General features: G+C 36.4%; 14 protein-coding genes. 11 read left to right on the top strand and 3 right to left on the bottom strand.

From position 1 onward, the window contains the following. Positions 1-72 precede the first annotated feature (72 nt). The 4 genes from C1721_RS07625 to nagB are packed head-to-tail and all read left to right on the top strand — an operon-like array spanning position 73 to position 3,853. Positions 73-969: a diaminopimelate dehydrogenase gene (locus tag C1721_RS07625; RefSeq protein WP_102407830.1), complete on the top strand. Its 897-nt coding sequence runs from the start codon at positions 73-75 to the stop codon at positions 967-969. A gap of 10 nt (positions 970-979) precedes the next feature. Continuing rightward, positions 980-1,813 (top strand): prolipoprotein diacylglyceryl transferase, encoded by an 834-nt coding sequence (lgt, locus tag C1721_RS07630; RefSeq protein ID WP_102407831.1) that lies wholly within the window; start codon positions 980-982, stop codon positions 1,811-1,813. Positions 1,814-1,823: 10 nt separating this feature from the next. Further along, positions 1,824-3,017, top strand: a complete 1,194-nt coding sequence (locus C1721_RS07635) for an FprA family A-type flavoprotein (protein WP_102407832.1) — start codon at positions 1,824-1,826, stop codon at positions 3,015-3,017. Between the two features lie 23 nt (positions 3,018-3,040). Continuing rightward, a complete protein-coding gene (gene nagB / locus C1721_RS07640; protein ID WP_102407833.1) occupies positions 3,041-3,853 on the top strand; it encodes a glucosamine-6-phosphate deaminase in 813 nt (270 codons plus the stop codon). Positions 3,854-3,931: 78 nt separating this feature from the next. On the opposite strand, the gene C1721_RS07645 is transcribed toward nagB, so the two are convergent. Beyond that, entirely contained in the window at positions 3,932-4,978 is a 1,047-nt protein-coding gene (locus C1721_RS07645; protein ID WP_102407834.1) for a winged helix-turn-helix domain-containing protein, read from the bottom strand. A gap of 172 nt (positions 4,979-5,150) precedes the next feature. On the opposite strand from C1721_RS07645, the gene C1721_RS07650 reads away from it, so the two are divergent. The 7 genes from C1721_RS07650 to C1721_RS07680 all read left to right on the top strand — a co-directional run bounded on the left by C1721_RS07650 (position 5,151) and on the right by C1721_RS07680 (position 12,937). Further along, on the top strand, positions 5,151-5,393 hold the full coding sequence (locus C1721_RS07650) for an NVEALA domain-containing protein (protein ID WP_159063562.1): 243 nt from the start codon (positions 5,151-5,153) through the stop codon (positions 5,391-5,393). A gap of 117 nt (positions 5,394-5,510) precedes the next feature. Further along, positions 5,511-6,380 carry a DUF1573 domain-containing protein gene (locus C1721_RS07655; protein WP_102407836.1) on the top strand — a complete coding sequence of 290 codons (870 nt, stop codon included), beginning with the start codon at positions 5,511-5,513 and terminating at the stop codon, positions 6,378-6,380. Positions 6,381-6,566: 186 nt separating this feature from the next. After that, positions 6,567-6,788, top strand: coding sequence for an NVEALA domain-containing protein (locus tag C1721_RS07660; protein ID WP_102407837.1), 222 nt, complete (start codon positions 6,567-6,569; stop codon positions 6,786-6,788). 79 nt (positions 6,789-6,867) lie between these two features. Next, the gene (locus tag C1721_RS07665) at positions 6,868-7,869 is read left to right on the top strand and encodes a 6-bladed beta-propeller (RefSeq protein WP_102407838.1); all 1,002 of its coding nucleotides are present in this window, start codon (positions 6,868-6,870) and stop codon (positions 7,867-7,869) included. A 24-nt stretch (positions 7,870-7,893) separates the two neighbouring features. Further along, a complete protein-coding gene (locus tag C1721_RS07670; RefSeq protein WP_102407839.1) occupies positions 7,894-9,801 on the top strand; it encodes a hypothetical protein in 1,908 nt (635 codons plus the stop codon). Positions 9,802-9,896: 95 nt separating this feature from the next. Beyond that, positions 9,897-10,919 carry a BF3164 family lipoprotein gene (locus C1721_RS07675; protein WP_102407840.1) on the top strand — a complete coding sequence of 341 codons (1,023 nt, stop codon included), beginning with the start codon at positions 9,897-9,899 and terminating at the stop codon, positions 10,917-10,919. 8 nt (positions 10,920-10,927) lie between these two features. After that, positions 10,928-12,937, top strand: coding sequence for a hypothetical protein (locus C1721_RS07680; protein ID WP_102407841.1), 2,010 nt, complete (start codon positions 10,928-10,930; stop codon positions 12,935-12,937). Between the two features lie 85 nt (positions 12,938-13,022). Here the strand turns inward: C1721_RS07680 and C1721_RS07685 are convergent, their stop codons facing one another. Together C1721_RS07685 and C1721_RS07690 are read right to left on the bottom strand one after the other, a co-directional pair. Next, on the bottom strand, positions 13,023-14,375 hold the full coding sequence (locus tag C1721_RS07685; RefSeq protein WP_102407842.1) for a TolC family protein: 1,353 nt from the start codon (positions 14,373-14,375) through the stop codon (positions 13,023-13,025). A 15-nt stretch (positions 14,376-14,390) separates the two neighbouring features. After that, on the bottom strand, positions 14,391-15,491 hold the full coding sequence (locus tag C1721_RS07690; protein ID WP_102407843.1) for an efflux RND transporter periplasmic adaptor subunit: 1,101 nt from the start codon (positions 15,489-15,491) through the stop codon (positions 14,391-14,393). Positions 15,492-15,509 lie beyond the last annotated feature (18 nt).

Consider the following 15,509-nt stretch of genomic DNA (forward strand, 5'->3'; position numbering starts at 1 on the left):
ACAACATCTTGCCTTACTTTTAGTGCTTAATAATGATTAACTTTGCAGCTGATTGAAAAGTAAAACTAAAATATGAAAAAGATTAGAGCCGCCATTGTTGGATATGGCAACATCGGAAAGTATGTGTTAGAGGCCCTGGAAGCTGCTCCCGATTTTGAAGTAGCAGGTGTTGTACGTCGTAATCCGAATGACGTACCGGATGAATTGAAACCATATGCTGTGGTAGACAGCATCACTAAGTTGGATAAGGTTGATGTGGCCGTATTGGCTACTCCTACACGTAAAGTAGAAGCGTTTGCAAAAGAAATTCTGGCTCTTGGAATCAATACGGTTGATAGTTTTGATATTCATGGAGGTATTGCCGATTTGCGCCGTTCGTTGGATGCTGTGGCCAAAGCGCACAATACCGTTGCGGTGATCTCCGCCGGTTGGGATCCGGGAAGTGACTCCGTAGTCCGTGCCTTGTTGGAAGCAATTGTTCCGAAGGGAATTACTTATACAAATTTCGGTCCGGGTATGAGCATGGGGCATACCGTAGCCGTGAAAGCTATTGAAGGCGTGAAAGCCGCTTTAAGTATGACAATACCTTTAGGTACAGGTGTCCACCGTCGTATGGTATATATCGAAGTGAAAGATGGATACGACTTTAAGCAGGTTGCCGCCGCAATTAAAGCGGATGACTACTTTGCCCATGACGAAACACATGTGATGCAGGTTGAATGCGTAGATAATCTGTTGGATATGGGACATGGCGTTAATTTGGTTCGAAAAGGTGTTTCCGGCAAGACGCAGAATCAGTTGATCGAATTTGATATGAAGATCAATAATCCGGCACTCACAGCACAGATACTTGTGTCGGTAGCCCGTGCAAGCTTCAAACAGCAACCGGGTGCATATACAATGATTGAATTGCCGGTAATAGATATGCTTTACGGCGAAAAAGAAGACCTGATTAGAAGACTCGTTTAAACGTAAAAATATGTTGGATTTTATTACCTGGACGGCTGATCCCGCCATCTTTTCTATCGGACCTCGTGAAATACGCTGGTACGGACTTGCGTTCGCTATTGGTTTCTGGATAGGGTATATGATTGTGGACCGGATGTGGAAAAATGAAAAACTTCCACCGGCATGGATCGATTCACTACTTATTTATACCGTGTTGGGAACAGTGATAGGTGCCCGTTTAGGACATTGCCTGTTTTATGATCCGGGATATTATCTGGCTAATCCGATCGAAATATTTAAAGTATGGGAAGGTGGTTTGGCAAGCCATGGCGGTACGCTGGGTATTGTTATTGCCATTTATTTCTACTCAAAGCGTGTGAGCCATAAAAGCATGTTGTGGACATTTGATAAATTGGTTGTCCCTACAGGACTGGTTGCCGCTATGATACGTCTGGGTAATTTAATGAATCATGAGATATATGGACATCCTACATATTTACCTTGGGGATTCCGTTTCATCGAGAATCTGCATGCGTGGAAAAGAGGTGCAGAACCTATATTCACAGTTCCGAGCCATCCCACACAACTATATGAAGCCATTTCCTATTTAATTACTTTTGTCTTGTGCATGTGGCTTTACTTTAAGAAAGACGCCTGGAAGAAAGAAGGACTTATTTTCGGTGTCTTTATGATTTGTGTGTTTGGCTCACGTTTCTTTATCGAGTTCCTGAAAAATAATCAGGAAGAATTTGAAGCAGGTATGATTCTGAATATGGGACAATTGCTTAGTATACCATTTGTTCTGGCTGGTTGCTACTTTGTGTGGAGGGCGCTGAATAATGGGAAATCAAAAATTAAAAGTTGAATTTTAGAGAATGTATAAGTTAAAAGAAATAGCAGATAAAGTTTATTATGTAGGAGTAAATGACCGTCAGAAGGCTCTCTTTGAGAATTTGTGGCCTTTACCATACGGCGTTTCTTATAACTCATATCTGATTGTGGATGAAAAGACCGTGTTGGTTGATACGGTAGACGTTTGCTATTCGGATATTTTTCTGAAGAAGATTGCCGATGCGTTGAACGGCCGTCAATTGGATTACTTGATTGTGGATCATATGGAACCCGATCATGCAGGCAGTATCCGCTTGTTACGCCAGCAATATCCGGATGTACAGATCATCGGAAACAGCAAGACTTTCGGAATGTTGGAAGGCTATCATGGCATTAAAGAAGGTTTGCATGAAGTGAAAGAGGGCGATACATTAAATATCGGTCATCATCAGTTAGTTTTCTATATGGCGCCGATGGTACATTGGCCGGAAGTAATGGTTACTTACGATGTTACGGATAAGATACTTTTCTCGGCAGATGCTTTCGGTACATTCGGTACACTGGACGGAGGAATTATCGACAGTGAAATGAATGTGGAGCATTACTGGGAGGAAATGATCCGTTATTATTCAAATATAGTCGGAAAATATGGAAGTCCGGTACAACGTACTTTGCAAAAACTTTCAGCTTTAGAGATTAATACCATTTGTTCTACGCACGGTCCGGTATGGCGTGAACATGTAGTGAAAGCGGTAGATATTTATGACCGTATGAGCCGTTACGAAGGAGAAGAAGGCGTTGCTATCGTTTACGGCAGTATGTACGGAAATACTGAACAGATGGCGGAAGCTATCGCATCTTCATTGGCTGCGAACGGAATCCGCAATATTGTTATGCATAATGTCAGCAAAAGTCCGGCTTCGTATATATTGAAGGATGTGTTTAAATATAAAGGACTTATCGTAGGTAGTCCTACTTATAGTAACCAATTATTCCCGGAAGTAGAAGCTATCTTGAGTAAGATAGAGATCCGTGAAGTGAAGAATCGTTGTTTTGGTTACTTCGGTTCATTTACGTGGGCGGGCGCAGCTGTAAAGCGTCTGGCTGCATTCGGTGAAAAGATGAAATGGGAAACAGTTGGTGCTCCTGTTGAACAAAAACAAGCACTGAATGCCGACAAATACAACGAATGCATTGCTTTGGGTGAAGCAATGGCCGCTAAACTGAAACAAATTTAATAACTGATTTAAAATACAGTATCATGAGATTAATTATTGAACCTAATTACGAACAGCTTTCAAAGTGGGCTGCCAATTATGTTGCAGCTAAGATCAAGAAAGCAAATCCTACTGCGGAAAAGCCATTTGTACTTGGACTGCCAACCGGATCATCTCCTTTGGGCATGTACAAGAACTTGATTGAACTGAACAAACAAGGTGTTGTTTCTTTTCAGAATGTAATCACTTTCAATATGGATGAATACGTAGGTCTGCCTAAAGATCATCCTGAAAGCTATCATTCATTCATGTGGAACAACTTTTTCAACCATATCGATATTAAGCCGGAGAATGTAAATATCCTGAACGGTAATGCTACTGATCTGGAAGCCGAATGTGCTTCTTACGAGGCAAAGATGAAAGCTGTAGGCGGTGTTGACTTGTTTCTGGGAGGTATTGGCCCTGACGGACACATTGCGTTCAATGAACCGGGTTCTTCTTTGTCTTCCCGCACACGCGTTAAGTCACTGACAACCGACACAATTATTGCCAATTCCCGATTCTTCGACAACGATGTGAATAAAGTTCCGAAGACTTCAGTAACAGTTGGTGTAGGTACGGTTTTGGATGCTAAGGAAGTGCTTATCATGGTAAACGGACACAATAAAGCTCGTGCTTTGCAGCAAGCTGTTGAAGGTGCGGTAAACCAGATGTGGACAATTACGGCTTTGCAATTGCATCCGAAGGGTATTATTGTTGCCGATGAGGCTGCCTGTGCCGAGATAAAAGTTGGTACTTATAACTATTTCAAAGACATAGAAAAAGACAACCTTTGCCCTTGCTCTTTGTTGAAGTAATCTATTAAAGATAAATAAAATAGAAGAGGATGTCTTTACGGATATCCTCTTTTGTTTTATGGATACTTATATAGTAAATTATTGTGATTCCTTTATTACTTTATTCCCTATCAGTAAACGATATCCTTTATCCCTTGCGTTTTCTATCCTCAATTCAGGGAATGGTTCAAGTTCGTTGCGTAGTCGTCTTATAGCCTGTACAAGTGCATCTTTGGTAGACATACCATCTGCCCAAACAGTATCTTTAATGATATCAACCGGAATGAAATGCCCTATCTCATTTAGTAATAAAGTAAATAATTTAAGCTTGTAGGTTGTCAATATAATTTCATCTCCCTCTTTATACTTTAAAATACCATCTTTCTCGTGAAAAATAATATCATCCGTAATTGCAATGAAGCCATCAGGAAGAGGAACTTCTTTTTTCTTCTTCTTCCTGAATATTAGCCAAGCCGTTATGCCAATTAAAAGTAACCATATCCCCAGTCCGCCAATATAAAAAGAGATGGATTGACGTATTATGTAAATAAATGGCAGTTTTACATAGCCTTGTAAAACTATTTTGTGATCCAGTTCAATTACGACGTCCTCCAGTTTTGATGCAGAAACATAAAAAGAGGAATCGGATGTGCTATAATGTTTGATTCCATCAATTCCATAGATAACAGCAGTCTGTGCCGGAATATGGTTTTGATGTAATGTTTCAGAGAAAATGCTGTCAAGCCGGAATGGACGAATTGGATTTATTTTGGCTAGATACATTTGTTCAGTAATGTATCTTTTTTCATCTTCTACCATTGATTTCAGTTTTTCTGTTTTTTCTATTAAAATCGTAGTATCAGTCGAATGCTTTATAATATGAGATGATTGTTTTATTTGTATATTTGAAGGGAAAGATTTAGAGATAGAGTCTTTGGGTAAAGGCATATATATTTTAAAAAAGGGCTTTTCTTTTTCTCTTATATATTTGTTAATTTGAATTGATTTATTAAATAATTGTTCAATCTCTTTTAATGTCTTTTTCTCAGTCGTTTTGTAATTTTTATTGATTATAAGTCCTTCTATAAAGCTTATACAAATAATAAGTGAAATAAATAAAATCTTTTTATTGTGAATATCTTTCATGAAAGTTAGAATTAATATGTGGCAAATGTAATTAATTCTTTGTTAATTTAAGTAAGAAGGAAAATAAATGGTTTTTATCGTTTTTTTATATCATGTCATTTACTTGTCATCGTCATAATTTGTAAATAAGGAAAATAAATAGAATAATTTGTATATTGAAAATAATAAACATATGAAAACAAGTATGACAAAAAAAATGTTGCTTATAATTGGCGTTTTAAGTTTTTTCTTTGTTTCTGCTTTTCTGGTAGAGCAACATGAAGAAAATGGGGATATTCAACTTTGTAGTAATGTAGAGGCTTTAGCTGGAGGAGAAGGAGGTGGTGATGTGCATTGCTATAATTCTGGTACAGTTGATTGCTACGGATTTAAAGTAGAAGAGATCACCTATTGGAGTTTAGAAGAATTTGAATAAGAAGTGGTAATTCTTCCTTATACTTAGCCAGTGACTAACAAAAGAAAGATAGGATATATGTTTTTAGATTCCTAAAACAATTTCCTATCTTTCTTTAAAAATGAAAAACACATACTTATGAAATGCCTGAATGTAATACTATTACTTACTGTATGTTTTCTTTCAATCTCCTGCAAGGATAAGAAAAAAGAAGAGATAACTCAGTTGGTCACTAACTGGCAGGATAAAGAGATCATATTTCCTTCCAACATGGTTTTTACGCGGTATATGATAGATACCATAGATTATCAAATACCTCAAAGTAATTATAAAGTGCTTATTTATGTTGACTCCATTGGGTGTGCCAGTTGTAAATTGCAGTTACCCAGATGGAAAGAATTTATCGCTCAGATAGACTCATTAACAAACAGTCAAGTTCCTTTTCTCTTTTTCCTCCATCCGAAAGACTATAAAGAAATACGGTACATTTTAAGACGAGATGGATTTGACTTTCCTGTTTGTATAGATACAGAAGATGCACTAAATAAACAAAATAAGTTTCCTGCAAACATCACGTTTCAGACTTTTCTATTAGATAAAGACAATAAAGTAGTTGTGATCGGAAATCCGGTCCATAATATAGCGGTAAAAGATTTGTATCTGAAACAACTTTTACAAGGGACGCATGTAGCTGACAATTCAATCAAAACAACAGCAGAAGTAAATATAACAGAAGTGAACTTAGGTGATATTCCGGCAAAAGAAACAAAAAAGGCCGATTTCATCGTGAAAAATACGGGGAATAGTCCTTTAGTTATTTTAGGAACCAGTACTACTTGTGGGTGTGCTGTTACAACATTTGATAAGCATCCTGCTAAGCCGGGAGAGAGTCTTCATTTAACAGTAAGCATGACACCGAAAGAATCCGGCATGTTTGATGAAGTTATCATGGTAAAGTGTAATACAGAAAAACCAATTCAACTAAAGATACGGGGACATGCCCAATAAAGGCAAGAAAGGGAAGAATGCCTAGATTTCAGAACACCAAAAGCAAACTTCCCCCATGTCCCCTCCAAAAAAGAAAGGAGGTGATGGAGCAAAAGTAAGAAGAATTCAGGAATAACAATGTTTCTTATTGAAAAATAGTAGATGAGAAGTAAAAGTCGATAGAATAACAGTTAAAGTTTAAATATTATGAAAAAGAAATTATTCGGTATAGCTATAGTTGCTATGATTGCAGTAGCAACTGTATGGAATGTAAATGAAAACAAGAATGAAGTAACACTGAGCGATGTCGCATTAGATAATGTGGAGGCATTGGCAAGTGGAGAAGGAAATTGTCCAAATGGCTGTCTTGCAAATGGAAAAGGATGTTATTGTAATGGAAGTTATCCTAGTGACAGAGAGGCTGGTTGATATTTGGTTTGTTGCGCCATAATAGGCGCAACTTTTTATAATTATCACATTTTAGTTGTTGAACTTTATAATAAAAGATATGAGAATAGTTTTTTTTCTATTATTTATGAGCTTATGTTGTGGTTGCACATATAAAGCAGAAACAGAGAAATATCAAACTAAACGTGATCGGATTGTCAATGTGCATAATAGTATAAAAGAAATAAAAATAGAAGAGCCTTTGATAAATGAAAATTCGAGCTTGTATTTGATTGATAAATATCTGATTATAGGAGACTATAAATCGTTGGATAAGATAATACATCTATTTGATCGTAATAACTTTAAATACATAACAAGTATCTCTTCGTTAGGGCAAGGTCCGGGTGAAATAGCTAATTTGGGATATATTGGAGTCAATAACGCCGATAGAGAATTCTATGTAACCGATCATGGAAAGCAGAAAATATTTAGTTATAAATTAGATAGTGTTATAGCCAATCCCTCGTATATTCCAGAAATGAAAATGGAAATAAAAGAAAATCAATTTCCTACTAAATATCAATACATAAATGATACATTATGCATAGGTATAATTATTGAACCTGTAGGAAATGCAAATTTCAAACCAACAGTCGCTAAATGGAATATGAATACCGGCGAAATTCGATTGATGCAAAATTATCATCCTGATATAAGTAAAAAGCGAATTAATTTGGGAGTGTCAATGCATGATAGTCTTTATGCTGAGTGTTATACTTACCATGATTTAATAACAATATGTGATTTGGATGGAAATCTAAAGTATAATATATATGGTCCAAATTGGGCGAATGAAGGTCCTCGGAAAATTCATTATTATGATGATATAATATTTTGTAAAAGTAAAATAGTTGCTGCTTATTCTGGTGGAGATAATCTTACCGATGCCTATTATCCAACTAAATTTATGGTTTTTGATTTAAATGGTAATTATATCAAAACATTGGAAACCGGATATATGATATTCAATATCTGTTATGATAAAGATAATGAACGGATTATAATGAGTTTGAATGATGAAATTCAATTTGCTTATCTGGAAATGGACAATTTAATTTAAAGTAAAAATTTAACATCTACGCGTTTGAAATACTTTGTTATCATACTATTCTTTTTCCTGTTTTCCTGTATCTCAAAAGAAGATAAGCGCTTGTTTCATACACTGGAATTTGCCGGTGAAAATAGGCCTGAACTTGAAAAAGTATTGGAACATTATAAAAATGATTCATTAAAACTAAAAGCGGCACGTTTTCTGATTGAGAATATGCCACAGCATTATACACTGGAAATACCTCAAGCCGATGTATTGGAACAACTGAAAGTAAAATCGGCAAAAGAAGATACCCTGACTTATGCTGAACGATTACGTATTCAGGATATACAGAGGTCTGTTTTGGGTGCAAAGAAGATATACGATTGTCAGGTTATTACTGCAGACTATTTGATTGAGAATATAGACCTTTCATTTAAAGTATGGCAAAAACGACCATGGGCTAAATATTATTCATTTGACGACTTTTGTCGGATGATTTTACCTTACCGTATAGAGCATGAACCGTTGGAATCATGGAAAAAGGAATATTATGATCGTTTTGCCCCTGTACTGGATTCTTTATATCAGGGGATAGATGTTATAGAGGCCTGCAATGCTCTGGCTTTGTTTATGCAGATAAAAGAATTTCCGAATAATAATCTGATGTCCTTTGAATTGCCCCGTTACAGAGCGTCTTTTCTGCTGAAAGAACAGATCGGTGGATGTAAGGAAGTAATAGATTTTGCAACTTATATATTACGTTCTTTAGGAATACCTGCCAATCTTGATATGCTGTACTTTTATTATGATTTGTCTTTTACCCATTATTGGGTATCTGTAAAAGATACGACCAGAAAGTTAGTCACTACCGATTTTGATATAAAAGGGATTAAGAGAGGAAGGAATGATGATGATATTCGTCCCAAACGGAAGATATACAGACAGTGTTATGCCGAACAACCTTGTCGTTCTGTTGAAGGTATTGGTTTCAAGGGAATTCAAAAGATTATAAGGAATAATCTTATTAAGGATGTAACATCCGAATATTATGGAGAAAATACGTTGTCTTTGAACTTACCTTCTGCAGATGGGGAACAGAATATTTATTTATGTGCTTTCGGACGTAAAGGCTGGGTTCCTCAAGCGGTTGCTCCTGTTCAAAAGGGAAAAGCTGTTTTCAAAAACATAGGTCCGAATTTGTTGTATTTTCCTGCATTTTATATGTCCAAAGAACTTAAGACTGTAGGTTGTCCTTTTTTCTTTGATGGTCAAGATATACATTATTATATACCGGATACATTGCATTTGGAAAATGTAAAATTAATACGTAAAACACCGCTTGCTACCCGTATTACAGCCCATTTGGATAATATTTTGGATATCTCTATAGAATATGCAGATAATCCTTCGTTTAAACCTGCGTATCAACTTCATAAAATAACCGATACGATTCGTACTAATTATAATGTTGTGCCGATTGTACCTGAGCGTACATTTCGTTATGTTCGTTGCACTGCATCGGCTGATAAAAAGTTGGAATTTGCGGAACTGGCATTTTATGGAGATGATAAAATGGAACGGGAATTACCGTATACCATTATAGATAAAAATGTTTCTTCTTCTGTGCAAAATATAAAGGATAATGATCCACTATCGTACTATACGGCTGAGGAAAAAGGAGCATCTTTGCATCTTGATTTTTTAAAAGAAGTAACAGTGAGGAAACTTATGTTTATTCCTCGGAATGATGATAACTTTATTCGTATTGGAGATGAATATGAATTGTTTTTTTTCAATGGTGATAAAGGCTGGGTTTCTTTAGGCAAACAGATTGCGAAGGAAAATTATTTATTGTATAAAGCTCCGAAAAACGCAATGCTCTGGTTAAAGGATTTAACACGAGGACAGGAAGAAAACTTATTTATTTATGAGGATGATGAACAGAGATTTTATCTTTAAATAAAGATATAATATCGTGTTATAATAATTTATATATTCGGTAAAATATATTTATTAAATTCACTATAACCGTTATTATTAATAGTACTGGAATTATGAAAAAACAAATACTCTTATTATTCCTCATGTTATGTTGCAGTTGTGTACATAATGCAGAAACAGAAATATATCAGAATAAACGTGATAAAACGATTAATATTCATGATAAGATAAAAGAGATAAACATAGAAGAGGTGTTGATTGGTAGAAGTAATCAAATACGGATATTGGGAGATTTTCTTATCATCGGAGATTATAAAGCGATGGACAAACTAATACATCTTTTTGCAAAAGACCGTTTTAGTTATATAACCAGTACCGGATACTTAGGGCAAGGCCCCGGTGAAATTGCGAATATGGGACATATAGAAGCCAACGAAACAGATCGTGAGTTTTACGTGACGGACCACGGTAAACAAAAGATATTTAGTTATAATTTAGATAGTGTTCTTATAAATCCTTCATACATGCCCAGAGTTAAAATGGAGCTAAATGAAAAACAATTTCCAAGTGAATATAAATATATAAATGATACACTATGTATAGGACGGATTATAATGCCTATGGGGAATTATGGTTTTAAGGAGTCTGTTGCAAAATGGAACATAACTACCGGAGCTATAATTCCCATGAAATATGAACATCCTGAAATAGAAAAAAAGCGTTCTGCACTTGCTGTTTCTGTGAAAAATAATATGTATGCAGAATGTTATAACTATCATGATTTAATGACTATTTGTGATTTAGATGGAAACATAAAATATAATGTCTATGGTCCAAAGTGGGATAATGAGACAACAAATAAAATAAGTTATTATGGAGATGTTGAGTTTTGTAACGATAAGATCATTGCGACTTATTCCGGAGAAGAATCTTTTATAAAGAGCCAAAATGGCCAGATAGAATCCAAACTACCTACAAAATTCCTCGTTTTTGACAGGAACGGAAATTATATTAAAACACTGGAAACGGAGTATAGAATTATCCGTTTCTGCTATGATGAAGATAATAATCGGATTATAATGAGCTTAAATGATGACATCCAGTTTGCTTATTTTGATTTGGATGGACTTATATAAAATACATAATGATGAAGCGTTTCTTTTTTATATTCGTTTTTGCAGGATGCCTGTCTTGCATATCAGATTCAGATAAACGCTTATCTGAATCTTTAAAAAGGGCAGGAGATAATCGTGTTGAATTGGAAAAGGTATTATCTCATTACAAAAATGATTCTCAGAAGCTAGAAGCTGCCCGTTTCCTTATTGAAAATATGTCAGGTCATTATTCTGTTTCTCCTGATAGTGAAGAAAAATACCAAACGTTATATGATCGGCATGAATCTATTTCTATCAAACATAATTGGACTACTAGTGAAGAATGGAAACAAGAGATTGACAGTCTTGAAAAAGCAAATATTCATTTATTATATTCAACTTATTCTACTTCAAAAATCTCCGATTTAACCTATATAAAATCGGACTGGCTTATCCAACAAATAGATTTAGCTTTTCGGGCATGGAAAGAGAATGTATATACGCGCAATCTTTCTTTTGAGACATTTTGTGACTTCATTTTGCCCTACAGGTTTCGGGATGGAATTATACCTAATTATTCACGCGCCCCATTTTATGAGAAATATGGCTATATGTTCCGGGATAGTACACGAAGTTTCATTCAGGCTGTAGATTCATTACTGTATTGGAACCGTGACATTCAGTTCAACTGGACTTTTGGGAATAAAATACCGGTTTACAGCCTTCGTGTATTACAGCAGATTAAATACGGGCAGTGTGATGAGAAAAGTTGGTATAACTGTTTAATGTTTTCTTCCTGTGGGATGGCTGTGTGTACGGATTTCGTACCCAACAGAGGAAACAGAAATAATGCGCATACATGGAATACTCTGATTGTAAATGAAGAATCTTATCCATTAGAACCCTTTTGGGATAAAGACCGTTGGAACTATAAAACTATTTATAACAATGTAAACATAGATCGTGAATGGGGTAAATTCCGAATTCCAAAAGTTTTCAGAAATACATACTCTATACAAAGAGAGGGACCGTTATTTGATAAAAACTGTCCTAAAAAGAATATCCCCGGTTTGTTTAGAAATCCACGTATCCGGGATGTCTCTGAGCAATATTTTGATGCACAGGATATAGATGTTGAGATATCGGACAATGCTAAAAATCTGCAATATGTTTATATATGTGTATATGGGAACCGGAAGTGGGTTCCGGTTCATTGGGGAAAGATTGTAAATGGACAAGCCCATTTTACGAAAATGGGGAAAGATATTCTATATATTGTTGCTTCTTATGCCAATGGAAAGTTAGAACCGATTTCAGAACCTTTTTACTTAACGCCGGAGGGTAATATTCAATATGTACAAAAAACGGATAAAACTACCAATATTTACTTTCATAATGTAGGATGCTATGTAAGGCCTGCTCCTAAAAAAGAAGCTGTTAATAAAATACTCGGAACTCTTATTGTTGGGGTAGACAGTTCTAATAATGGCATTGATACATTGGGTATTATTAATGAAGACACGGATGTTTGGGAAAATAGAATCACCGTGAGGAATAATAAAAAGTATAGATACATAGATTTATATTTACCCAGTGATACTGTAGCTTTTAATGATTTTGTTCTTTATCAAGAAGAGAATGGAAAAATAGATCCCATATCAAAAGCCCGGATATGTACTCAAATACTTCCGATCCATAAAAAGGAAACTTTAGATATGATAACAGATGGTATATCTGCCACCGGATTTATGGGACTAATAACAAATAAATCAGGAAGAGAGCATAAGCTTCGTATAGATTTACAAGAAGAACAAGAAATTGTTTCTATCTATTTCAGTCCATATATTTATAGTATTATGAAACCGACATGTACTTACAAACTTTATTATTGGGACAACAGTTGGATATATTTCGGAGAACAGAAAGGTAACGATAGTTTTCTTATATTTAATGATGTGCCACAAGGAGCACTTTATCGTATTGAAAATGAAGGTGATTCTTTTCAGCAAGGAAAAGAACGGGTGTTTCTTTATGAAAACGGTTTTATCAGATGGTTATGACTTTCTGTTAGTAGTTATTAAAACAAACTCTATTAAAATACGTACTGTACTTTAATAGAGTTGAAAAGAGTGGTTATTTATATACCTAAAGTGTTATAGGTATTCCGTTGTAGAAGTCCAGGATTTTTGCACGGAAGACAAAATCGTATTTCGCTTGGGCCTGCTCTGCTAAACTTTGAGCATACTTCGTTTTTGCTTCATTGTATTCAAAGACTGTACTTTTACCTGCATTGTATCGCTCCTCTGCATATTTGAATGCTTCTTGGCTTGCCAGGACAGATTTGTCGGATGAACGGTATTTTTCTTGTGCCGCTGTTGCATCGTAGTAAGCTTTCTGTATTTCTTTATAGAGAGCTTTCTTGGTATTTTCCATAAGCAATTCCTGATTGCGGATACCTATGTGTGCCGTGCGTACACTGTTGCGAACCTGCATGCGGTTGAATAGCGGAATGCTTAGAGAAAGACCTATAATTTTCTGTCCGTTTTGCTTTAACTGGTCTCCAAAGGAAGGGTTGATAAATGCCTCTTCACCTCCGCTGGTGGTATGATAATAGCCATTGCTGTAACTGGCTCCCAAGTTCAACTTCGGATAGTAACCGGCACGGGCTACGTTAAGCATTTTCTTTTGACTTTCTAACAGATATTCCTGTTGTTTGATTTGAGGTTTGAAAGTTACAGCATTATTGAAGATCAGTTCCGGAGGCACGATACTTCCCATGTTGGATGCAATAACATCGTCAATTAATGGGTTTACAATATCGAAACTTTTGTCTTCGCGTTCCAGTTCCAGACTTTGTGCCAAATCCAGCAATGCCAGATTTACATTGTTTTGCGATTCGGTAAGAGTAACCTCGTCTTTTGCTAACTGTGCCTTAATGTCATAAAGCTGTGATAAAGGTACTTTTCCTGCATTTACCATAGCTTCCGTCTTGGTAACCTGTTCGTTATCCAGTGTAACCTGTAGCTCTGCAATCTTTAATAGTTCTTTGTTGTAAAGTACTTGCAGGTAGTAAGAGGCTACTTGCATGGAAAGGTCTTCTTTTGCCTTATTGAGGCTTTCCATGGCTGCTTGTAAATCCAATTTACGGGCGGCGATATCATTAGGAATCTTCAATCCGTCGAATACAGGCATATCCAGATTGATACTGAGAGACGAGTTTGCTGCATTTTGGTCTACAATTAAACCGGACTTTGTACTTGAACGACCGAATTGGAAGCTCTGCCCCATACTTGCATTAACAGCCGGTAGCCAGCTGAGCTTGCTGGTGTTCAGCTCTACTTTGCGGCTTTCCTGTTCTTCTACTTTCTGCTTTAAGTCTATGTTATGCTCTATAGCGTACCGGATACATTCTTCCAGAGTCCATTGTTTTGCAGTTTCTTGAGCTTGTACTCCTGCGGTGAAGAGTAAAGCGATTGCCAGAAGTATGAAATGTTTCATAATGATTACGGTTTACTATTTGTTCTCTATGGCTGCACCTCTGATCTTATCACTTTCGGTGAGGCCTTCTTTAATTTCAATCTTGATACCGTCAGAAAGACCTACGTTAACAGGATGTTCTTCAAATATTTGTTCAGGTTCTTCTTGTTTTACGATTTGTACGAAGGCCGAATCACCTCTGAACTGTACTGTACTTTCGGGTACAGTGATTACATTATCCGCACGCTTCAATACGATTTCGGCATTGGCACTGTATCCGGCACGAATAAAGGCGTCTTCCGGAATCTCGGCAGCCGCTTTTATTTCAAACATGATAGCTCCGTTTTCTTCTACACCTTTTGGTGAAACATATTCCAACATTGCGTCGAATTTACGGCTCTCCAAAGCTCCTACCGTCAATTTGATAGGCATACCTTCGTGGATACGGCCTACTTCCGTTTCGTCTACTTTCCCTCTGAATATCATATCACCCATGTCGGCAACAGAAGCAATCGTAGTACCATCGTTGAACGTATTAGATTGAATAACAGAGTTACCTACCTTAATAGGCACATCCAGTATCATACCGGTAATGGTGGAACGTACCTGAGTGGTACTGGTGGCAGAAGATTTCTTGGTAATACCCTCGCGAATAATATCTAAGGCGTCTTGTGCATTATCCAGCTCTTCTTGTGCTTTCTTATAGTTAGCTAGTGACGCTTGATAATCTTCTTTGGAAATAACACCTTGTTCAAACAGTTGCTTATCGCGTTTGTATGTCTCGTCGATCTGTTCTTTACTGATTTTGGCTACGCGTACACGTGATTCGGCACTGTTTAACTGTACCATTTCAGGAATAACCTTGATTCTGGCAATAATTTCTCCTTCTTTTACCATCTGTCCGGCTTCTTTTAATACTTCCGAGATGATGCCGGATAATTGAGGTTTGATTAACACTTCGTCATGTGGTTCTACTTTGCCGGTTGCCACAGTCTTTGTCTCAATAGTATCTCTCTGAGGCGTTACTATTTCGTACTTGGTAATAACCGGTCTCGATTTCTTCCATAAGAAATAGAAAGTACCAATAACGGCTACCCCTATCAGTACAAGGATTACAATTCTGACAATTTTTTTCATGTGATTCCTTTATTTATA

It is taken from the genome of Parabacteroides bouchesdurhonensis (genome assembly GCF_900186615.1).
GTDB classification, from domain to species: Bacteria; Bacteroidota; Bacteroidia; order Bacteroidales; family Tannerellaceae; genus Parabacteroides; species Parabacteroides bouchesdurhonensis.